The sequence below is a fragment of the Ramlibacter sp. AN1133 genome (assembly GCF_037890035.1).
Classification (GTDB): Bacteria; Pseudomonadota; Gammaproteobacteria; order Burkholderiales; family Burkholderiaceae_C; genus Ramlibacter.
Genome location: NZ_JBBKTQ010000002.1, coordinates 15,226 through 35,392 on the forward strand (window position 1 = coordinate 15,226; position 20,167 = coordinate 35,392).

Below are 20,167 nucleotides of genomic sequence, written 5' to 3' on the forward strand. Positions count from 1 at the left end.
TTTATGGACGGCGCTGTCTGACCAGCCCCTGACCTGCCCGTAAGTGGAACCACGTAGCGCGCGCGGCGCGCCATCGCGCTACACCCTGCTCATGCGTGTCTTGCTGGTGGAAGATGATCCGACCCTGCGGCAGGTGATCCGGCGCAGCCTGGAGGATGCGGGCTGCCGCGTCGACGAAGCCGGCGACATCGCCGCCGGCGACCACATCTGGCGCGTGCAGTCCTTCGACGTGGTGGTGCTGGACCTGAACCTGCCGCATTCGCAGCATGCGCTCAGCGGGCTGGGCAGCGGCCTGGGCCTGCTGCGCAGCGCGCGTGCCCGCGGCGACCACACGCCGGTGCTGGTGCTGACGGCGCGCAACCGCACCTCGGAGCGCATCGAAGGCCTCAACGCCGGCGCCGACGACTACCTGGGCAAGCCGTTCGACCTCGACGAGCTGGAGGCGCGCCTGCGCGCCCTGGTGCGCCGCAACCAGGGCACCGCGGACCACGTCGAGGTCGGCGCGCTGGCACTGGACCGGCGCGCGCGCCGCATCCTGATGCACGGCGAGCTGCTGCAGCTGCCCGCCCGCGAGTTCGAGGTGCTGTGGGAGCTGATGACGCCGGCCGGCCGCGTGGTCAGCAAGCGCGAGCTGTCGCTGAAGCTCTCGGAACTCGGCGAGCTGCTGACCGAGAACGCGCTGGAGGCCTTCATCTCGCGCCTGCGCAAGCGCCTGGTCGACTCCGGCGTGCAGATCCGCACGCTGCGGGGGCTGGGCTACCTGCTGGAGGAAACCAAGTGAGGTTGCGGCGGGGACCGCCGTCCCTGCGCGAGAACGTCCTTCGGCACGTCCTGCTGTGGCTCGGGGCGGTGTGGCTGCTCGGCTCGGTGGTGGCCGTCGGCGTGGGCCAGTGGTTCACGCGGCAGGCCTTCGACCGCGCGCTGCTGGACGACGCGTACCTGCTCGCCTCCAAGGTGCAGGTGCAGGACCAGCGCCTCGCGCTGCAGCTCACGCCGCGCGAGGTGGAGGACGTCCTGTTCGACCAGAACGAGACCGTGCTGTTCACGGTGCGCGGCGCCGACGGCGTGCTGCTCGCCGGCGACGCGGCCCTGCCCGGCGCGCCGCGGCTGGTCGCGCCCGGCCATCGCTTCCAGGATGCGGACCTCGGCGGGCGGCGCTTCCGCGTCGTGACGCTGGCCGTGGCGGGGCCGTCGATGTTCTCGGTCTCCGTGGCCCAGAGCACGAGCGAGCGCTCGCGGCTGCTGCGCGAGCTGCTCGCCTTCTCGCTGGCGCCGCAGGTGCTGCTGCTGCTCGTGCTGGCCTGGCGCCTGCACCGCTCGATCGCGCAGGACATCGCGCCGCTGTCGAAACTGCGCACGGCGGTGGAGGAACGGCGGGCGGGCGATTTCACGCCCGTGCCGGTGCAGGCCGATTCGGCCGAAGCGCACGACCTCGCCGAGTCCATCAACCTGCTGCTGGCGCGGCTGGAGGAAAGCGCGCGCGGGCAGCGCGAGTTCACCGGCAACGTGGCGCACGAACTGCGCACGCCGCTGGCGGGCATCCGCGCGCAGGCGGAGTACGGCCTGCGGCACCGCGACCCGGAGGTCTGGCGCGAGCAGTTGCAGGGCATCGCCGCCAGCGAGTCGCGCGCCAGCCAGGTGCTGGACAAGCTGCTGGCGCTGGCCCTCGCCTACGAGGCGGGCACGGCGCTGCAGCTCGTGCCGGTGCGGCTGGACGAGGCCGTGCAGCAGGCCGTGATGCGCTTCCTGCCGCGCGCCGACAAGCAGGGCGTGGACCTGGGCGCCGAAGGCGTCGACACGCCCGCCACGGTGCAGGCGGACATGACGCTGATCGAAAGCATCCTCGACAACCTGCTGGAAAACGCCTTGCGGCACGGGGCCGTGACGGCCGAGGGCCGTCCGGTCGTGACGGTGGCCGTGCAGCAGGAGGGCGGCCGCACCGTGCTGTCGGTGCAGGACAACGGGCCGGGCATCCCCGCGGAGCGACAACCGGAAATGCTCAAGCGCGGCGTGCGCGGCGTCGGCCCCGGCAGCGGCACCGGCGGCGGCGTGGGGCTCGCGCTGGTGACCTTCTACGCGCAGTTGCTGCAGGCGCCGGTGACCTTCGGCAGCGGCCCGGACGGGCGCGGCTGGCGCTGCGCGATCGTCTTCGGCGGGCGGGGCGAAGGCACTGGTTAGGGGAAGCGCCTAACCATGGCGTTTTTCCTGCGCGGTGGCGTCGTCGAACATGACAGCCATCAAACTTTGGCCGATACCCAAACCTAGGATTTCCGGGGCGTCCTGGATCGACGGCAGAACCCTGAGGAAGAGCCCGCTGCCGACAGGCGCTCTTTCGACGGATCCGCCAACAAGGAGGCCTTCATGGACCGCAAGAACAATCGCATTTTCGCCACCGCCGTGCTCCTGGCCGCATCGGCCTGGCTGTCGGTGGCCGACGCCGGCGCCTGCCTCGGTGCCGGGCCGGCGCGCAGGTGCGCCCCCGATGCCGCACCGGTGAGCGCCGCGAAGGCGCCGGCCCCGACCGCGGCTTCCGCCCCCGGGGCGGACGTGCGCGTGGCGCCCATCCACACCACGCCCGACGGCCAGAGCTACGGCCGCTGGGCGGCGCAATGGTGGCAGTGGGTGCTCGGGGTCCCGGCCACCAGCAATCCGCTCGCGGACACCGACGGGAGCCATTGCGCCGAGCGGCAGGTGGGCGACGTGTGGTTCCTGGCCGGAGCACTGGCCGGGGCCGGCAGCGTGGTGCGGACCTGCACCGTTCCCGCGCGCAAGGCACTGTTCTTCCCGCTGATCAACAACTTCATGGGCGCCTTCCTCAGCGATCCGCCCGAACAGCGCACCGACGCCTTCATGCGCGCGGCCGCCGCGTGCAAGGACCCGGTCACCATCGAGGCGTGGATCGACGACAAGGCGATCAACAAGCCGACCGGCTACTTCACCGGTGCGAAGGGAAGCCCTTCGCCGCTGTTCAACGTGCAACTGCCGCCGGGCAACCTCTTCGGTCTCGACGAGACGGTCGTCCCCGAACTCGTGTTCAGCCCGTCCGCGGAAGAAGGCTACTACCTGTTCGTCCAGGAACTGGCTGCCGGCAACCACCGGATCCGGTGGCTCGCCACCGGCTGCACGGAGGGCAACGTCCAGGACATCACGTACTACCTGAAAGTGCAGTAGCGCTACCACCCCAGCCCGAAGCGCAGCGCCAGCATCACCCCCGTGCCGCACACGATGGTGCCGAACAGGTCCTGCCGCCAGGTGTAGAACGCCAGCCCCGCGAGCGCGCCGAAGATGCGCGCATCGCGCCAGGTCTGCACCAGGTGGCCCTGCGTCATCACGATCTCGGGCGCGACGACGGCGGCCAGGGCCGCGATGGGCGCGTAGCGCAGGCCTTCGCGCAGCCAGCGCGGCATCGGCAGCTCCTCCTCGGGAAGCAGGAAGAACGCGCGGCACAGGAGCGTGACCGCTGCCATGCCGAGGATGGTGAAGAAGATCTCGAGCGGGCTCACGGTGTCCTGTCCATCGTCACGACGCGTCCTTGCCGCGCGTGTGCTGCGCCAGCACGCCGATCGCCACCGCCGCGGAAATCGCGACGACGATGTTCAGCCGCAAGGGCAAGGCATAGGCGGCGACGGCCGCGCACGCGGCCACCAGCGCCGCGACCCAGGTCGAACGCGTGCGCAGCTGGCTGCAGGTGAGCGCCAGCAGCGCCATGGTGCCGGCGAAGCCGATGCCCCATTCGGGCGGGATCGCATTGCCGGCCACGATGCCCGCGATCACCGCCAGCTGCCAGGCGCCGTAGGTGACGACGGCGGCGCCCCAGAAGTAGTCCACCTGCCCCGGCGCGCGCTTCGGCTCGGGATAGCGGCGCAGGAACAGGGCGAAGATGGTGTCGCCCATGAAGTAGCTGAGGACCACGCGCCGGCGGCGCGGCAGGTGGGCGAAGTACGGGCGGTACTGGAAGCTGAAGACGAGGAAGCGCAGGTTGACGCAGGCCACCGTGGCCCACACCACCCACATCGGCGCGTCGCCGGCGATCAGGGGCAGCGCCGCCACCTGCGAGGACCCGGCGGAGACGAGCACGGACATGAGGATGGCCAGCGGGATGCCCATGCCGCTCTTGGCCATCGCGACGCCGGCGACCAGCCCCCAGGCCGCGATGCCGATCGACATCGGCACGCATTCGCGCGCGCCGGCACGGAACATCGGCCGGCGCGTGGCGGCCAGCGCCTTGCGGCGCATCCTGGCAATGCGGTAGGTCAGGTCCACCTCTTCCCCTGGGCCGCCGATTGTCCATCACGCCCGAGGTCGCCCCGGCGCTGCCTGCCGCCGTGGGGGCGGCCTACATTCCGGAGCCGGAGGCCGACCTGCAGTGCCAGGTCTTCGCGCGCAGATGGTCCGCGGCACCCGGCACCGGGGACGCATCGATCTCGTCGACGTCCCTCCCGCTGCAGTAGGCCCGGGCCTTGGCCCGCACGTTGCGCTCGTTCGTGAGCTGCGGATTCCACAGGATGCGGATCGTCTCGGCGCCGGCGAACAGGATCTCGTCCTGGCCGCCGCTGCTCACCGGAACGCCGGCGCATCCCGCCAGCGCCGCGCACACCACCACCAGCCGGAGCCTTGCCATGGGGGACCTCCCGAGGCGGGCATTCTGGCGCCGGCGCGGGCGGGCTGGCAATCGACCCGGGAAACCTCCTGATCGGTTGGCGTGGCGGCGGCACAATCAGGCCGCACCATGACCGACGACGCCCGCATCCTCCAGACCCTGCAACTGGCGTTCACGCTGGCGCCGGTGGGCCTGTGCGTGTCGCGCGATCGCGTCGTGGACCTGTGCAACGAAGCCTTCGCGCGCATGTTCGGCTACGAGGTCCGGGAGCTGGTGGGGCAGCCGCTGGCGCCGCTGTATCCCTCCGCCGACGAGTTCGCGCATGTCGGCCAGCTGGGATTGCCCGTCATGCGCGAGACGGGCGTGTACAGCGACGAGCGCATCATGCGGCGCAAGGACGGCACGCTGTTCTGGTGCCACGTGGCGGGCCGCGCGCTGGACCGCTCCGACCCCTTCGGTTGCGCCGTCTGGATGTTCGAGGACATCTCGCAGCGCCGCCCGGTGACCGCCACCCTGACGCTGCGGGAACGCGAGGTCGCGCAGCAGCTCGCCGCCGGCGCGACAAGCAAGCAGATCGGCCGTGCGCTCGCCATCAGTCCGCGCACGGTGGAGGCGCACCGCGCGCGCCTGATGAAGAAGTTCGGCGCGGCCACCACCGGCGAGCTGGTGGCACGGCTGGTCGGCGCGGGCTGAGCACGCACCCTGCGGCCCCGGGGCTGCCCCGAGGTGTTTCTACGCTATTGGCAGCCGGGCCCGCGCCGGACTATCTTCCATCACCTGCCATGAACCTCGCCCAGACCCTCCTGCGCATTGCATTGGCCGATCCGCGCCGGCCGGCGGTGCATGAAGGCGACCGCCTCGTGCTCGATTACGGCCAGTGGGCCGACCGCGTGGCGCGCCTGGCCGCCGCGATGCTGGACGGCGGCCTCGCGCCGGGCGACCGCGTCGCCGTCTTCATGCGCAACCACCCGGCTTACCTGGAGGTGCTCTACGCTGCCTGGTGGGCCGGGCTGGCGGTGGTGCCCGTCAATGCCAAGCTGCACCTGCGCGAAGCGCAGTGGATCCTGGACCACGCGCAGGCGCGCTGGGCCTTCATCACGCCCGATGTCGGCGCGGGCCTGCAGGCCCCCGGCCGCACCGTGGACGCGAGCGGCCCGGCGTACGACGAGCTCTTCTCGCTGCCCCCGGTGCCCGTGGCCGCGCGCGCGCCGGACGACCTGGCGTGGCTGTTCTACACCAGCGGCACCACCGGCAAGCCCAAGGGCGTGATGCTCACGCATCGCAACCTGATGACGATGGGCCTCACGTACTTCGTGGACGTCGACGCGATCGAGCCCGAGGACGCCATCGTCTACGGCGCCCCGATGTCGCACGGCGCGGGCATCTACGCGATCCCGCACGTGATGGCCGGGGCACGCCACGTGGTCCCGGCGTCGGGCGGCTTCGATCCGGCGGAGATGTTCGAGCTCGCGCGCACGGTGGGGCGGCTGTCGATGTTCGCCGCGCCCACGATCGTCAAGCGCCTCGTCGACCATGCCGAGGCCACCGGCGCCGAGGGCACCGGCTTCAAGACGATCGTGTACGGCGGCGCCCCCATGTACGTGGCGGACATCCAGCGGGCCCTGCGGATCCTGGGTCAGCGCTTCGTGCAGATCTACGGCCAGGGCGAGAGCCCGATGGTGATCACCGCGCTGCCGCGGCGGCTCCTGCAGGACACGCAGCATCCCCGCTACGCGCAGCGCCTCGCCTCCGTCGGATTCCCGCAAACGCCGGTGCAGGTGCGGGTGGCCACGGAGGACGGCGAACCCCTGCCCGCGGGCGGGGTGGGCGAGGTGCTGGTGCGCGGCGACACGGTGATGGCGGGCTACTGGCGCGACGCCGAGGCCACGGCCGCGGCGCTGCGCGACGGTTGGCTCTTCACCGGCGACATGGGCAGCCTGGACGAGGACGGATTCCTGACCCTGAAGGACCGCAGCAAGGACGTGTTGATCAGCGGCGGCTCCAACATCTATCCGCGCGAAGTGGAAGAAGTCCTGCTGCTGCATCCCGCGGTGGCGGAAGCGGCCGTGGTCGGCGCCCCCGATCCGGAGTGGGGCGAGGTCGTCGTCGCGTTCCTCGTGGCGCGTCCCGGGCTGCAGGTCACGGTGGAGGAACTGGACGCGCTGTGCCTCGAGCACATCGGCCGCTTCAAGCGGCCCAAGCGCTACGAGATCGTGGAGGCATTGCCGAAGAACAACTACGGCAAGGTGCTCAAGCGGGAGTTGCGGGAACGGCTGACGAAGTCGCAATGACCAGGAAAAGCGCCAGCGTTCACCCTCCGTTCAGGTTGCCAGGCGCAGAGTGACTCCCGTGATCAACCGGAGAACTCCATGAAAACGATGCACAGCGCAACGATGATGACAATGGTCCTGGCCGGCGCGTTCTTCGCGCTGCCCGCGGCTGCGCAGGACGCCGAGGCGGCTCAGAAATTCATGAAGGCGGAGAACTGCACCAAGTGCCACTCCGTCGACAAGACCAAGAAGGGCCCGCCCTACCAGAAGGTGGCCAGCAAGTACAAGGGCAAGGGCGACGCCGAGGCCAAGCTCGAGACCTTCCTCACGACCGGCCCCAAGGTGAAGCTGGACGACGGCTCCGAGGAGGAGCACAAGGTCGTCAAGGACAAGGGCGCGATGCACAACTTCATCAAGTGGGTGCTGGCGCTCTGACCGCCCGCCCTCGCGCCGCTCCATGAACAGGCCCCGCAGATGCGGGGCTTTGTCCTTGGGGGCGGCGCACGGGGACTATCGAGCACCGCTTGCGACGCGGGCCGCCGCGCAGAATCGCGGGCATGGCCTCCACCCGCCCGCCTTCCTTGCACCCCCGGTCGCTGGGGGCCGCCCTGCGCGCGCGCCCTCGCCTCGTCGCCAGCGCAGCCGTCGGGGCGGTGCTGTTCGGGGCGCTGCGTGCCGTCCTGCCGGCGACGAACGCGTCGATCGCGCTGCTCGCCTGGAACGCGGGCGCGCTGCTGTACCTGGGCCTGGCGTGGCACGCCATGACGGGGGCCCACGTCCAGGCCCTGCGCAAGCGGGCGGTGCAGGAGGACGAAGGGCGCCTGGCCATCCTCCTGCTGGTGGTGCTGGCGGCGCTGGCCGTGCTGCTCGCGGTGGGTAGCCAGCTCGCGCAGGTCAAGAACCTGCACGGGCCCGCCAGGGCCCTGCACACCGCCCTCGCGGCGCTGACCGTGCTCACGTCCTGGCTGTTCACGCAGGTGCTGTTCGCGCAGCATTACGCGCACGACTTCTACGCCGCGCGGGTGCACGGCGGCGTCGACCCGCTGCTCTTTCCCGGCACGCCGGAGCCGGGCTATGGCGACTTCTTCCACTTCGCGTGCGTCATCGGAACCTCCGCGCAGACCGCCGACATCAGCTTCAACGGCTCGGGGCTGCGCGGTGTCGGCACGCTGCATTGCATCGTCGCGTTCTTTTTCAACGCCACCCTGCTGGCCTTGTCGATCAACATCGCGGCGGCGCTGCTCCTGTGACGAACCGGGGATGCCGCGTGGCGTGAAGCGGCAGGCGCGGTGAGAATGCGGGACCGTTCCAGTCTTCCCGGACAGCGGCAGCGCCACCGCGCCGCGGCCCGTCCGTCAGCCAGGAGTCTCCAGATTGCGGGATCGTGAAAGCCAGTTCGAGTCCATGTATCGCCTCCTGTGCGACCACATGGCCGAGGGTTTCTGCATCCTCGAGATGCTGTTCGACGACGCCGGAAATCCGCGGGACGGCATTCTCCGGGAAGTGAACCGGGCCTACGAGGTGCAGACCGGCCGGGTGCAGGCCCTGGGCCGCCGCATCAGCGAGCTCGCCCCGGAACTCCAGGATGCCTGGGTCCAGGCCTTCGGCGGCGTGGCGCGGACCGGCGAGCCCGCGCGCTTCGAGCAACGCGCCGCGACGCCGGGCAAATGGTACGAAGTCCATGCGTTCCGCTGGGGCGCGCCGGAACAACGGCTGGTGGGCGTCCTCTTCAACGACGTGACGCAGCGCAAGCTCGACGAGCTGATGGCGCAAAGCGTCCTCGAGTACGCCATCATCGTGCTGGACCCCGAGGGTCTCGTGCGCAGCTGGAACGCCGGGGCGCAGCGCATCAAGGGCTACACCCGCGAGGAGATCCTGGGCCGGCCGCTCTCCGTCTTCTACACGCCGGAGGACATCGCGGCGGACCGCCCCGCGCAGGTGCTGGCGCTGGCCGCGCAGTCCGGCCGGTTCGACGAGGAGGGCTGGCGCGTGCGCCGCGACGGCTCCCGTTTCTGGGCCAGCGTTTCCGTGGCGCCGCTGCACGACGCGGACGGGAAGCTGCAGGGCTTCGTCAAGGTCACGCGCGACCTGTCGGAGCGCAGGCGCACCGACGAAGCCTTGCACGCCGAGATCCAGGAGAGGGTGCGCGCGCAGGAGGAACTGCGCGCCCTGAACAACCGCCTGGAGGCCGAGGTCGCCGGGCGCACCGCAGACCTCACCCGGGCGAATGCGGACCTCGTCGAGGCGAAGGAGCGGCTGCGGGAGCTGTCGTCGCGGCTGATCCGCGCGCAGGAACAGGAACGCGGCCGGATCGCCCGCGACTTCCATGACGGGACCGGCCAGTTCCTCACGCTGCTGCGCATGCGCCTGGCCGAACTGTCGCGCGACGTGGGCGAAGCCCGGGTGCAGCCCAGCACGGAGCTGGTCAAGCAGGTCATCGACCATACCCGGCAGCTGGGCCTGATCCTGCGGCCCATTGCCCTCGATGACCTCGGGCTCGATGCCGCGCTCGAAGCCATGGTGGAACAACAGGCCTCGCTGGCCGGGTGGTCCGGCACCTACGAGGGCGGCATCGGGGACCGGCGCTTCGCCGACGAGGTGGAGACGGCCTGCTTTCGCATCGCGCAGGAGGCGCTCACGAACGCCGCGCGCTATGCGGGCGCCAGCAAGATCTCGGTGTCGCTGGCCATCGAAGGCGACCAGCTCGTGCTGCAGGTGGCCGACGACGGCCGCGGCTTCGATGTGGAGCGCTACCGCGCGCCCGAGGTGCGATCGAGCCACTTCGGCCTGGTGTCGATGGAGGAGCGCGCCGCGCTGCTGGGGGCGCGGCTCGCGATCGATTCGGCGCCCGGCCAAGGCACACGGGTCACGGCGCACTTCCCCTTGCGCGGGTCGTAGGCCGGCAGGCGCCCCACGCGGCTCGGCGTGGGGCCTTGTCCCTCGATGGGGGCAGCAGCCTCAGCTGCCGCCCGGCAACTCCCAGGCCAGGAGCTCGGCGACACGCGTCACGACCCAGGCCGGCTCGGACTCCCGCAGCGAGCCACCCTCGGCCGACAGCGCCGCCTGCATGCGGGCCAGCACCTCGCCCGGACCGGCACCCGACTTGAACGCGGCGGTCGACGCCTGCTCGCACAGGATCTGCGCCAGGTCTTCGCACAGCTCGTAGCGCTCGCGCACCTCGTTCATCGGCTGCTTGAGGCGATAGCCGCCGGGACTGGCGAACAACGCCACGAACGAGGGTGGCACCTCGATCTGGTTGGGATCGTCCACTCAGGCGTTCGCGAGGTGGTTGCCCAGCTCGAACACCGACACTGGAATGCGGCCGGCCAGCTGAGCGGGCGTATGCCCCAGCCATGCCATTCGCTTGTGTTCCTCGATGGCCGCCTTGCGCTCCTGCGCGAGTTCCTTGGCCGTGAGCTCTGCCTCGTCCTCGAGGACAACGTGGATTTCTGTTTCGACCGGAGCGGCCGCTTCACCCTTGTTCTGCATCGGCCGGATTGTCCGGCAAAACTGGCTCAACCGCGCCGTGCGAGGAGGCAATACCCCCGCGAAGTCACCGGAGCTTGCGCAGGGCTGCCGGCTGATGAGGCACTACAACAGCGGCGCGCCGTCGTCCTTCTCTCCGACCATCAGGAAGGACTGCATGCCGTGGACGATCCCGCCCATGCAGTGGCCGGCCGGGCCGGGGAAGCGGCCGGCAACCGAAAGCGTCTGCAGGCTCTCCGCAATCTTCAGGATGAGGCTGCGATCCGTGCCCGAGGTGTTCAAGGTGCCGGCCAGCGCGAATCCGACGGCCTGGCCGCACCCATCGAGGGCTTCCAGGAGCATGCCGAATGTCAGTGGTGTTGCCTCGCTGAACTCGCTCATGGGTAGCCTCCCCAAAAAAGCCAAGGTTAGCGCATGGGCTGCACGCAGCGGACGCTGCGCCATGCCATCCCGGTAGACTGCCCGCACGAGGTCGTCATGAAGCCAGTCCTCCTCCTGCTCCTGACAGCGGTCCTCGCCGCCTGCGGCGGAGGCGGCGCGGGCAGCGCGGGCGACGCGGGCGGCGGCGGCAATGCTGCCCCGCCGCCCGCGCGCCCCTTCGCGCTCGTCACGTCCGTCGCCGTCTCGGGCTTGAACGAGCCCATGTTCGCCACCGCTCCCGCCGGCGATGCGCGTCTCTTCGTCGTCGAGCGGGCGGGCCGCATCGTCCTCGTGAAGGGCGGCGCCAGATCGGCCGTGCCCTTCCTGGACATCTCGGCGCGCGTCGGCACCGAAGGCGAAGGCGGGCTGCTGTCGATGGCCTTCGACCCGCAATATGCCGTCAACGGATTCTTCTACGTCTATTTCACCGAGGCGACCGGCGACATCGCGATCGAGCGCTTCCGGCGCTCCGCAGCCGATCCCGACCTCGCGGATGCGGCGCCGCTGCGCATCCTGACGATCCCCCACCGCACGTTCTCCAATCACAAGGGCGGGCTGGTGCGGTTCGGACCCGATGGCTTCCTCTACCTCGGGACCGGAGACGGCGGAGGCGGCGGCGATCCACTGGGCAACGGGCAGAACCTCGACTCGCTGCTCGGCAAGCTGCTGCGCATCGACGTGAACGGCGCCAGCGCCGCGGCGCCCTACTCCATCCCTGCCACCAATCCATTCCGGGGCCAGGCCAACCGGCGCCCCGAGATCTGGGCGTACGGCCTGCGCAACCCGTGGCGCTACGCGTTCGATCCTCCCGCCGGCCGTCTCTACATCGCCGACGTGGGACAGTCCCGGATCGAGGAAGTGGATGTCAGCGCCGCCGACAGCGCAGGGCTCGACTACGGCTGGAACGTCACCGAGGGAAGGTCGTGCTTTCCGGCCGATCCTTGCGACAGGACCGGGGTGACCTTGCCGGTGCTGGAATACGGGCACGATGCGAATGGCGGATGTTCGATCATTGGCGGATTCGTCTATCGCGGGAACGCATTCCCCGAAATCCAGGGCAGGTATTTCTATTCCGACCTCTGCAGCGGCTGGCTGCGCAGCTTCGTCTTCAGCGGTGGCGTTGCGACCGCCGATCGACAGTTCATCGCGGGCATGGGGACGGTCGTGTCTTTCGGCGAGGACGGCCAGCGGGAGCTGTACGTGCTGACGGCGGCAGGTGAGGTCCTGCGCATCGAACGCGTGTTCCAGTAGCCCGGTCCCCGCGGCCGGCCGCAGGGAGCCGGCGCGGCTAACCGCCGCCGCGAAGCATGTACAGGTCGAACCGCTTCATGAACGCATGGCGCGCCTCGTCGTCGACGTTGTCGAACGCGAAGGCAACGTGCAGGCGCGCGAGTTCGAGCAGCGCGATGCGGCGCGGCGGCGCGGCGCGCCACGACAGATGCAGCGTGCCGCCGGCGATGCGCACGCACGCGCCGCCGGCTTCGCGCTGCCATGCGAGATCCCCGATCGCCCGCGGCAGGCGCGCGAGCCACTCGGCCTCGGTGCCGGCCGTGTCGCGCTCGAACCGCGCGGGATAGTACGCCTGCATCAGCCGCCCGCGATCGGCGGCCAGATGGCAAGCACGTCGCCATCGGACAGGCGCCGCGTGGCCCGCTCGGCGGGCGGCACGAAGACGCCGTTCACCAGCACCAGGTGCACCATCTTCTGCGGCAGCTGGAAGGGCGCGACGATCTCGCCGATCGACGCGCCTTCCGGCACCTCGATGTCGACGCGGTTGCTGCCGCGTTCGCGGTTCGCCGGCAGGTAATCCGTCAGCGAGGCGAACAGCTTGAACGTGATCTTCATTCGCTCCTAGCGCCTGCGCCCATCGGCCGCTCCCTGCCAGCGGCCCTGGGCCTGTGCGGCATCGAGGTAGGCCTCCATGATGCGCGTCGGATCCTCGAGCAGCTTGTCCTTCCACCCGCCAAGCCGCACCTGTCCCTCGACGAGCCCCCGCAGCACGCCGACGTGCTGGGTCCAGCCGATCGCATTGGCGCCGACCATCACGTCGCCGTCGAAGCGCAGCGACAGGTGCCGCACGCCTTCACGGTCCGTGAACTCGGCCTGCTCGCTGCCGGGAGCTCCTTGCCAGTCGCCGAAGCTGGCGGAGACCAGCCCCAGCGTGTCCAGTACGTTGATGTACGTCACGCAGGACAGTTCCGCCTCCAGCCCCGCCATGTTCATCCCCGCAATGCGCGCCTGGTCCGCCGCGTTGGGCTGGATCGCGCTGACCATCGTCCGGCCGGTGATCTTGTCGAACGCTTCCGCGCAGTCTCCGGCGGCGTAGATGCCCGGCACGTTGGTCTGCATGTGCGCGTCCGTCAGGACGCCGGCGAGGCACGTGATCCCCGACTCCTCGAGAAAGCCGATCGAAGGCTTCACGCCGGTGGCGCTGATCACCAGGTCGGCATCGAGCGCCTGCCCGTCCGACAGGCGCACCCGCAGCGGCGACGCGGCCGCGATTTCCTCGACGCGGGTTCCGGTGAAGACCTGCACGCCCTTGGCGACGCACCAGTCCCTGATCATGGAGCCGGCGACGGGGCCCATCATGCGCGGCACCATGCGGTCGGCCATTTCGACCACCGCCAGCTGCACGCCGCGCGCCGCGAGCGCTTCCATGATGATGCAGCCGATGAAGCCGGCACCCATCTGCACCACGCGGGCGCCCGGCCTGGCGAGCTCCATGATGTGGCGCGCGTCCTCCAGCGTCCAGCAATGATGCACGCCGGGCCGGTCGATGCCGGGGATGGGCGGTTTCACGGGGCGGGCCCCCGTGGCGATCAGCAGGCGGTCGAACGCGAGCTTGTCGCCGCTCGGCAGCGTGACGGTCCGCGCCTGCGAATCGACCGCGGTCACGCGCAACTGCATCAACTCGATGCGCTGCCGCGCGAAGTGCTCGGCATCGTGCCGCAGCCAGGTGCCGGACTCGGGGATGTTCCCCGCGAGCAGGTAAGGGATCGCCATGCGCGAATAGGGCGGCTCGCGCTCCGCACCGATGATGGTGATGCGGTCGTCGGGACGATGCTTGCGGATCGTCTCGGCCGCGATCACGCCCGCCGGTCCGGCGCCGAGGATGACGTGGTGCATCGCGCCTCCTCAGAGACCCAGGCGCTCGCGGGTCTCGGGCTTGAGCGTGCCGTCGGGGTTCCAGCCACGCACTTCGTAGTAGCGCGGCAGCATCTTCCCGAGCTCGTTGACCTTGCCCTTGGCCGGCCCGGTCTTGATGGCCTCTTCGAGCAGGCGCTTGGGCAACTGGTCGTCGGCGGCCGTCAGCCCGGCCCGGTTGTTGAAGTCGCGCTCCATGTTCCAGATGCGCTCGCCGATCTTTTCCAGCTCCTCGGTGGTGTACTGGTCGCCGCAGGCGGCGGCCAGCTGCGGTGCGAGGTCCGCCAGGCCCCACGCGAAGGTGGTGAAGACGCACAGGCCCGACGCATCGAAGGCCGCCGTCGCATCCTGGAAGGCCTTCACGAGTTCGGGCTTGCCCTCGCTCACGAGCGGATCGGTCTTCACGGGGATGCCGAGCACTTCGGAGGCGACCGTGTAGCCGCGCAGGTGGCAGGCGCCGCGGTTGCTCGTCGCGTACCCGAGGCCGATGCCCTGGATGCCGCGGCCGTCGTAGGCCGGGAACTCCTGGCCCTTGACCGACATCGACAGTTCCGGGTGCCCGTACTTCGCGGTGAGGCGCTTGGAGCCCTGCCCCAGTTCCTTGCCGAAGCCTTCGCCCTTGGCCGTGGCCTCCGCGAGGAACACGAGCGCCTGCGCCGAGCCGAACGGCGCCTCGATGCCGATCTGCTCCTTGGTGAGCACGCCCATGCCGTACAGCTCCATCACGGCGGAGACGGTGGCGCCGAAGGAAATCGGGTCCATGCCCTGCTCGTTGCACAGCATGTTGACGTACTGCAGCGCCTCGAGGTCGTTCACGCCGTTGGAGGCGCCGAGCGACCAGGCCGCCTCGTACTCCAGGCCGCCGGAGGCGCCCCAATACTCGGGCTTGTTCTTCACCGTGAAATGCCCCGCGTCGAGCTTGCTGACGCGGCCGCAGGCGATCGTGCAGCCGAAGCAGGCCTGGTTGGTCACCAGGTGCTTCTTGCCGTCGGTCTTGCGCGGCGTGGCCATCGCCTCGGCGGAGATGTCCTTCGCGCCCTCGAACTGGCTGTCGCGGTGGTTGCGCGTGGGCAGCGCACCGATCTCGTTGATCACGTTCATCAGCACCTGCGTGCCGTAGGCGGGCAGGCCCTGGCCGGTGACCGCGTTGTCCTTCAGGATCTGCTTCTTCTCCTTGACGACCTGCATGAAGCGCGCCGGATCCTTGATGTTCCCGACGCCCTTGGTGCCGCGCACCGCGATGGCCTTGAGGTTCTTGCTGCCCGCCACCGCGCCCACGCCGGAGCGGCCCGCGGCCCGGTGCATGTCGTTGACGATCGCGGCGAAGAGCACCTGGTGCTCGCCCGCGGCGCCGATGCTCGACACGCGGGTCAGCGGATCCTGCAGCTGCTTCTTGAGCGTCTCCTCGGTTTCCCAGACCGACTTGCCCCAAAGGTGCGCGGCATCGCGCAGCTCGGCGACGTCGTCGTTGATGTACAGGTACACGGGCTTGGGCGACTTGCCCTCGAAGATGACCATGTCCCAGCCGGCGAACTTCAGCTCCGCGCCGAAGTAGCCGCCCGAGTTGGAGCACGCGATCGCACCGGTGAGCGGCCCCTTGGTGACGACCGTGTAGCGCCCCCCGGTGGAGGCCGCCGTTCCCGTGAGCGGGCCGGTCGCCCAGATCATCTTGTTGTCCACCGACAGCGGATCGATCTTCGGATCGATTTCCGAGACGAGGTACTTGGTGGCGAGGCCGCGCGAGCCGACGTACGTGCGCGCCCAGTCCATGTTGAGGGGTTCCGACTTCACCGTGCCGCGGGTGAGGTCGACGCGAAGGATCTTTCCGGTCCAGGACATGTTCGTTCCCCCTTCAGGCCGCTGCGGGCTGGTTGCCGACCTTGTCCGCCCACTGGCGCATGCGCTCGAGGCCGGTCCAGTTCGCGTCGATGTAGGTGATGGCGCCGGTGGGGCAGGCCTCCGCGCACTTCGGCTCGCCGCCGCAGAGGTCGCATTTCTGCACCTTGCCGGTTTCCTGCAGGTAGTTGATCGTGCCGAACGGGCAGGCGACCGTGCAGACCTTGCAGCCCACGCACGTCGTCGCGTTCACGACCTTGGCGCCGGTCAGCCGGTCGAGGGTGATCGCCTCGACAGGGCAGGCATGCAGGCACCACGCCTCGTCGCATTGCGTGCAGGTGTACGGGACCTTCTTGCCGGTCGCGTGGAATTCGAACACCTTGATGCGCGATTTCGCGGGCGCGAAGACGCCGTGGTGTTCGTACGAGCACGCCATTTCGCACTGCAGGCAGCCCGTGCATTTCTCGGCGTTCAGATGCAACATCTTCCGCATGGGGGTCCCCTTAAAGTTCGCAGCGCATTCTTGGAACCGTATGGCTCGCGCTTCATAGGGGAAAACCCTAGTGCGGTATTTCGAGAGGCTTTTCCGGGGCAAGGCCCGGGCCCTTGCCTGGCCGCCTTCCTTCGATCAGGCGAACGCGACCTGGACGCTTCCCAGGCCGGAGAACTCCATCGTCGCTGCATCGCCCGCCTGGAGCCACACGGTCTTGACCAGGCTGCCGGTCATCACGATCTCGCCGGCCCGCAACGCCGTCCCTTGCCTCGCCAGGTGGTTGGCCAGCCAGGCCAGTGCATGGTGCGGATGGCCGAGGACGTCGGCGCCGGACCCCCGGCCCGCCTCCCGGCCGTTGATCAAGGTCCGGCCTTGCACCTGCAGCAGATCCGGGACCGCGGAGCGTGGGACCGGTCGACCGAGAACCACGCCGGCGGCGAAGAAGTCGTCGGCGATGAGGGTCGGCGCGCCGAGCGTCTCCCAGTGCACGTAGCGGTCGTCGACGATCTCGATCGCCGGCAGGTAGCACTCGATGCTGTCCGCCACCGAATCGCCGGTGAAGGGTGCGCCTGCGGGAACGAGGTCCTGGCCGAGACGGACCGCGATCTCGCACTCGACACCGACGCGGACGAAACCCGCTGCGTCCAGCACCACCCCGCCCTGGTGCACCGCTCGTGCAGGAATGCCCCCTGCGCACGGGTGGGGAATCGCAAGGTACTCCTGCATGACGTCGCTGGTACAGCCGATCTTGTAGCCGACCAGCGGGCCCAGCCCGGGCGCCAGGAGCCGATGAACCTCCGACTGGATGCGGTAGCCGTCGTCGACGCCCTGCGGGGCGAGCGCTTGCGGCAGGGGCGGCAGCGGCGCCAGGCTTCTTCGGGCTGCCGCGATGATCTGCGCGGCGTCGCGCACCGCGTCCGAAGCGGGATGTCGGTCGGTCACGCCGGTCCTCCTGGAGGGAACATGGCTCACGCGATCTCGACGCAGTCGGAACCGCACGTGCCCGGGGCGGCAGCTGGCCCGGACGGCGCGGGCCGGTGCAGGACGGCGCGATCGGGCGTGACGCGCAAACCGGCGCCCGCCACGACGGCCCGGCCATCGACGATCAAGGAATAGTCCGACTCCGACTGCGGTGGCCACACCAGGGCGATCTCAGGCCGCTGCTGGGCGTTGTCGCGGGTGCGGCGCCCGGTCTCTTTCACGACCAGCTCGCCGCCTTCCAGCACCGCGGTGACGGCGACCGCATGCGGTGCCCCGCGTTCGCTCGCCGTGAGCAGGTAGGCAAAGCGGTAACGCGCCAGCACTTCCGCCAGCCTGGACACATCGACAGGAATGGTCATGACCATGGCCCCCAGGGGTTGAATGGAGCGTGGCGAACGACGCCCGGCGTCAATGTAGCAGCGGCACCCGGCGGGCGGGATGCCCCCTTTGGCCGGCACCCGTCCTCGCGGTCGTAGCTCTGCGACTGGAGGGCGAGCGACAATGGCTTTTCCATCCTGAGGCTCACCATGAACAAAGTGGCTCTTGGAGCGGCAGCGGTGTTGCTGGGTGTCGCCGTGGTCGCCTGGCAGCAATCCGGGAAGTCCGGGCCCGAGGAGCGCGTCGAACTCCTCGACCCTGCGAAAGTGGAGATGATTCGCACACCGGGCGGGCTGCTGGAGGTGAGCGCCATGGAGAAGGTCGAGGAATTCGGCTGGCGCACCTCATGGGATTGCCCGATCGTCGACTGCAGCGAGCTGCCGAAGACCATGTCGACGATCCGCGTCAAGGCGCACTACGTGTACCAGATCCCGCTCGCCCCCGAATGGCGGCTCGACCTCGAAGGCGACCATTACAAGCTCACGGTCCCCGCCATGCGACTGCGGCAGCCGGTTGCATTCGATACCGCCACGATGGAGATCGAGACCAGGAAGGGAGTGTTCTCGCCCGCCGCAGCGCCGAACCGCGAGAACGCCCTCCGCCATCTCGGACCCGAGCTTTCACAGCGGGGCGCAGCGGCGGCGTACCTCGACGCGCAACAGCGGACCGCCGAGAAGACGGTGCGCGAATTCGCCCGGAAATGGATGATGGAACAGGGGAAGAAGCCGGCGCGGCCGATCACCGTCGTCTTCACGGGACCCAATCCGCTCTGAAAAGCCGGCGTTTGCACGAGCATCCCCGCCTGCACCGTGGCTCGCCTCAAGCCTCCTGCAGCAGCCGCGCCAATTCCGCCAGGTCCGCATGGGATCGCCGGAAGCAGACCCGGCCGGACCGTCGAGGACGTCCAGCGCGCAGCCTGGGTGTGTCTCGACGGGAAACTCCCCCACTTTCCCGAGTCGCCCCGGCCCGCTGCGGACGCTTCGAATCCCCGGCGCTGACTCGAAGCAGCGCGGCCACTGCGGCGATGGCTGCGCGAGCTGCTGGCTAGAGAACGATCTTCTCCAATGCCGCGCGGTAGGGCGTGACCTTGCTGTTCGACTGGTACTGCCCCAGGTATTGCAGGAGCGCGCTGCGCGGCACTTTCAACGCGTTCGCTTCGCGGATCAGTGCCTGGACCCCCGGATCCTTCTGCGTCTTGCCGTGGTCCATTTCCTGTGCAGCCTTCACATACAGGCCGAGCGCCAATGCCATCCGCGCGCCCCCGAAGTCCCTCGTCTTCAGCGATTCGCGTCCGTAGGCAATGCCGTCGTCGAACATGCCCTCGCCGATGAAGACCTCGGCCCAGGAGAGGGGCGTCCAAGCGTCCGTCGGGATACGCGCTTTCAGTGCGGCCGCCGCCAGTCTGCGCTTCTTCTTCTCCATGTCTTCGTCGCCGATCCGCCAGCCGTGCAAGCTCATGAGAGCTTCGCAGAAAGCATTGCGCTCGGACGCGGACGTGCCCGGGCCGGCGTCTTCGATCTCGCGATAAAGGTGGTAGGCATCGAAGCGCTTGCCGATGTTCTTGTTGTAGCGGGCGTATTCGATCTTGAGCCAGGGATCCTGGGTGCCAAGCGCCTTGGCCGCCTCCAGCTCGCGAAGTTCCTCCGGGAAATGGCCGGTCCTGCCGTACACCTGCGCCTTCAGGATGTGTGTCTTGGGGATCGTCGGATCGAGCTCGAGCGAACGATCGAGCAACGCCACGTACGAGTCGAACGATCCTGCTTCGTACCGCCCGAAGCCCAGGAAGCCGCCGAGGACTACCGCGCGGGCAGCCTGCAGGTAGACGTGGGCGTCCTTCGGGTTCGCTTCATGGGCCTTCTTGATCAGCGCGGCAGCGTCCTCGAGCTTCGCTTGTTCGCCGTGGTAGCTGTCCAGGAGTTCCCTGGCACGCACGATCGTCGGGGCTTCGGGTGCCGCGCGCAAGGAGACTGGGGCCGTCAGTGTCGTGAGCGCCACGCACACGCACAGGAGGGCGCGTCGGCCCGAAGTGAGCGCAAGCGAAATTGCACCGTGGAAGGGCATGTGGCGATGCTGCACTCTCTTCGTGGTACGAGCCAGTGGCGCCAGCGAAATGTCCGGATGCCCGTGGTGTTTGCCTGCTGCGTAGCCGGCCTGCGGGAGCGACGTACCATTGCGCCGACCCACATTCGCCCCGCCAGGTGCCGCAACATGCAGACTCATTTTCCAATTCGAAACGCCACACTCCACTGACACTGCTCTGCTCCTTCTGAACGCCTTCATGTTGAAACCCGGGACTTGCCACCCGCCGGCATGATTGCGATGCTACTTGGGCCCTTCCCCTTGTTCCAGGACGGAATCGGCTCAACTGAGGAACATTTGGCTATCCCTCGCTTCTGCGCCACGCGTCAGCTCCATGGCTGCCGCGGCGGCGAGCCCCTTCGAGCCCGGGATCCCGCCTGCGACCCGTTGGCGGCCTTGCTACCCAGCGTGACGGCGTGAGCTCGGCCACTTCGTCACGCAGCGCCGCGAGCTTCGCATCACTCCGGACGTCACCAGCCG

The 20,167-nt window shown here is 69.4% G+C and carries 24 protein-coding genes; 10 read left to right on the forward strand and 14 right to left on the reverse strand.

Features of this window, described 5'->3' with window-relative positions; translation table 11 throughout:
* Window positions 1–91: 91 nt before the first annotated feature.
* The 3 genes from WG923_RS02560 to WG923_RS02570 all read left to right on the forward strand — a co-directional run bounded on the left by WG923_RS02560 (window position 92) and on the right by WG923_RS02570 (window position 3,171).
* On the forward strand, window positions 92–781 hold the full coding sequence (locus tag WG923_RS02560; RefSeq protein ID WP_340349359.1) for a response regulator transcription factor: 690 nt from the start codon (window positions 92–94) through the stop codon (window positions 779–781).
* The gene (locus WG923_RS02565; RefSeq protein WP_340349360.1) at window positions 778–2,178 is read left to right on the forward strand and encodes a sensor histidine kinase; all 1,401 of its coding nucleotides are present in this window, start codon (window positions 778–780) and stop codon (window positions 2,176–2,178) included. The genes WG923_RS02560 and WG923_RS02565 overlap by 4 nt, the downstream gene beginning before the upstream one ends.
* Window positions 2,179–2,361: 183 nt before the next feature.
* A complete protein-coding gene (locus tag WG923_RS02570; protein WP_340349361.1) occupies window positions 2,362–3,171 on the forward strand; it encodes a hypothetical protein in 810 nt (269 codons plus the stop codon).
* Window positions 3,172–3,173: 2 nt separating this feature from the next.
* On the opposite strand, the gene WG923_RS02575 is transcribed toward WG923_RS02570, so the two are convergent.
* The 3 genes from WG923_RS02575 to WG923_RS02585 all read right to left on the reverse strand — a co-directional run bounded on the left by WG923_RS02575 (window position 3,174) and on the right by WG923_RS02585 (window position 4,621).
* Entirely contained in the window at window positions 3,174–3,503 is a 330-nt protein-coding gene (locus WG923_RS02575; protein WP_340349362.1) for an AzlD domain-containing protein, read from the reverse strand.
* Window positions 3,504–3,519: 16 nt separating this feature from the next.
* Window positions 3,520–4,263 carry an AzlC family ABC transporter permease gene (locus tag WG923_RS02580; protein WP_340349363.1) on the reverse strand — a complete coding sequence of 248 codons (744 nt, stop codon included), beginning with the start codon at window positions 4,261–4,263 and terminating at the stop codon, window positions 3,520–3,522.
* Window positions 4,264–4,336: 73 nt separating this feature from the next.
* A complete protein-coding gene (locus tag WG923_RS02585; protein WP_340349364.1) occupies window positions 4,337–4,621 on the reverse strand; it encodes a hypothetical protein in 285 nt (94 codons plus the stop codon).
* Between the two features lie 108 nt (window positions 4,622–4,729).
* On the opposite strand from WG923_RS02585, the gene WG923_RS02590 reads away from it, so the two are divergent.
* The 5 genes from WG923_RS02590 to WG923_RS02610 all read left to right on the forward strand — a co-directional run bounded on the left by WG923_RS02590 (window position 4,730) and on the right by WG923_RS02610 (window position 9,768).
* Window positions 4,730–5,293, forward strand: coding sequence for a PAS and helix-turn-helix domain-containing protein (locus WG923_RS02590; protein WP_340349365.1), 564 nt, complete (start codon window positions 4,730–4,732; stop codon window positions 5,291–5,293).
* Window positions 5,294–5,382: 89 nt separating this feature from the next.
* Window positions 5,383–6,891: a class I adenylate-forming enzyme family protein gene (locus WG923_RS02595; protein ID WP_340349366.1), complete on the forward strand. Its 1,509-nt coding sequence runs from the start codon at window positions 5,383–5,385 to the stop codon at window positions 6,889–6,891.
* A 78-nt stretch (window positions 6,892–6,969) separates the two neighbouring features.
* On the forward strand, window positions 6,970–7,305 hold the full coding sequence (locus tag WG923_RS02600; protein ID WP_340349367.1) for a c-type cytochrome: 336 nt from the start codon (window positions 6,970–6,972) through the stop codon (window positions 7,303–7,305).
* A gap of 122 nt (window positions 7,306–7,427) precedes the next feature.
* The gene (locus WG923_RS02605) at window positions 7,428–8,120 is read left to right on the forward strand and encodes a DUF1345 domain-containing protein (protein ID WP_340349368.1); all 693 of its coding nucleotides are present in this window, start codon (window positions 7,428–7,430) and stop codon (window positions 8,118–8,120) included.
* 124 nt (window positions 8,121–8,244) lie between these two features.
* Complete coding sequence (locus WG923_RS02610; protein WP_340349369.1) at window positions 8,245–9,768, forward strand: sensor histidine kinase; 1,524 nt, start codon at window positions 8,245–8,247, stop codon at window positions 9,766–9,768.
* Window positions 9,769–9,828: 60 nt separating this feature from the next.
* Here the strand turns inward: WG923_RS02610 and WG923_RS02615 are convergent, their stop codons facing one another.
* The 3 genes from WG923_RS02615 to WG923_RS02625 all read right to left on the reverse strand — a co-directional run bounded on the left by WG923_RS02615 (window position 9,829) and on the right by WG923_RS02625 (window position 10,737).
* Window positions 9,829–10,140, reverse strand: coding sequence for an ATPase with chaperone activity (locus WG923_RS02615; protein ID WP_340349370.1), 312 nt, complete (start codon window positions 10,138–10,140; stop codon window positions 9,829–9,831).
* A complete protein-coding gene (locus WG923_RS02620; protein WP_340349372.1) occupies window positions 10,141–10,359 on the reverse strand; it encodes a hypothetical protein in 219 nt (72 codons plus the stop codon).
* Window positions 10,360–10,461: 102 nt separating this feature from the next.
* A complete protein-coding gene (locus WG923_RS02625; protein ID WP_340349373.1) occupies window positions 10,462–10,737 on the reverse strand; it encodes a hypothetical protein in 276 nt (91 codons plus the stop codon).
* Window positions 10,738–10,833: 96 nt separating this feature from the next.
* On the opposite strand from WG923_RS02625, the gene WG923_RS02630 reads away from it, so the two are divergent.
* A complete protein-coding gene (locus tag WG923_RS02630) occupies window positions 10,834–12,027 on the forward strand; it encodes a PQQ-dependent sugar dehydrogenase (protein ID WP_340349374.1) in 1,194 nt (397 codons plus the stop codon).
* 37 nt (window positions 12,028–12,064) lie between these two features.
* Here the strand turns inward: WG923_RS02630 and WG923_RS02635 are convergent, their stop codons facing one another.
* The 7 genes from WG923_RS02635 to WG923_RS02665 all read right to left on the reverse strand — a co-directional run bounded on the left by WG923_RS02635 (window position 12,065) and on the right by WG923_RS02665 (window position 17,589).
* Window positions 12,065–12,364 (reverse strand): hypothetical protein, encoded by a 300-nt coding sequence (locus WG923_RS02635; protein WP_340349375.1) that lies wholly within the window; start codon window positions 12,362–12,364, stop codon window positions 12,065–12,067.
* Window positions 12,364–12,621 carry a sulfur carrier protein ThiS gene (thiS, locus tag WG923_RS02640; RefSeq protein WP_340349376.1) on the reverse strand — a complete coding sequence of 86 codons (258 nt, stop codon included), beginning with the start codon at window positions 12,619–12,621 and terminating at the stop codon, window positions 12,364–12,366. The genes WG923_RS02635 and thiS overlap by 1 nt, the downstream gene beginning before the upstream one ends.
* Window positions 12,622–12,627: 6 nt before the next feature.
* A complete protein-coding gene (locus tag WG923_RS02645) occupies window positions 12,628–13,902 on the reverse strand; it encodes an NAD(P)/FAD-dependent oxidoreductase (RefSeq protein ID WP_340349377.1) in 1,275 nt (424 codons plus the stop codon).
* Window positions 13,903–13,911: 9 nt separating this feature from the next.
* On the reverse strand, window positions 13,912–15,759 hold the full coding sequence (locus tag WG923_RS02650; protein ID WP_340349378.1) for an aldehyde ferredoxin oxidoreductase family protein: 1,848 nt from the start codon (window positions 15,757–15,759) through the stop codon (window positions 13,912–13,914).
* 13 nt (window positions 15,760–15,772) lie between these two features.
* Complete coding sequence (locus WG923_RS02655; protein WP_340349379.1) at window positions 15,773–16,249, reverse strand: 4Fe-4S dicluster domain-containing protein; 477 nt, start codon at window positions 16,247–16,249, stop codon at window positions 15,773–15,775.
* Window positions 16,250–16,384: 135 nt separating this feature from the next.
* The gene (locus WG923_RS02660) at window positions 16,385–17,191 is read right to left on the reverse strand and encodes a 2-keto-4-pentenoate hydratase (protein ID WP_340349380.1); all 807 of its coding nucleotides are present in this window, start codon (window positions 17,189–17,191) and stop codon (window positions 16,385–16,387) included.
* Window positions 17,192–17,217: 26 nt separating this feature from the next.
* Window positions 17,218–17,589, reverse strand: a complete 372-nt coding sequence (locus WG923_RS02665) for a pyridoxamine 5'-phosphate oxidase family protein (RefSeq protein WP_340349381.1) — start codon at window positions 17,587–17,589, stop codon at window positions 17,218–17,220.
* 168 nt (window positions 17,590–17,757) lie between these two features.
* On the opposite strand from WG923_RS02665, the gene WG923_RS02670 reads away from it, so the two are divergent.
* Window positions 17,758–18,381: a hypothetical protein gene (locus WG923_RS02670; protein WP_340349382.1), complete on the forward strand. Its 624-nt coding sequence runs from the start codon at window positions 17,758–17,760 to the stop codon at window positions 18,379–18,381.
* Window positions 18,382–18,652: 271 nt separating this feature from the next.
* On the opposite strand, the gene WG923_RS02675 is transcribed toward WG923_RS02670, so the two are convergent.
* Window positions 18,653–19,669 carry a tetratricopeptide repeat protein gene (locus WG923_RS02675; protein ID WP_340349383.1) on the reverse strand — a complete coding sequence of 339 codons (1,017 nt, stop codon included), beginning with the start codon at window positions 19,667–19,669 and terminating at the stop codon, window positions 18,653–18,655.
* Window positions 19,670–20,167 lie beyond the last annotated feature (498 nt).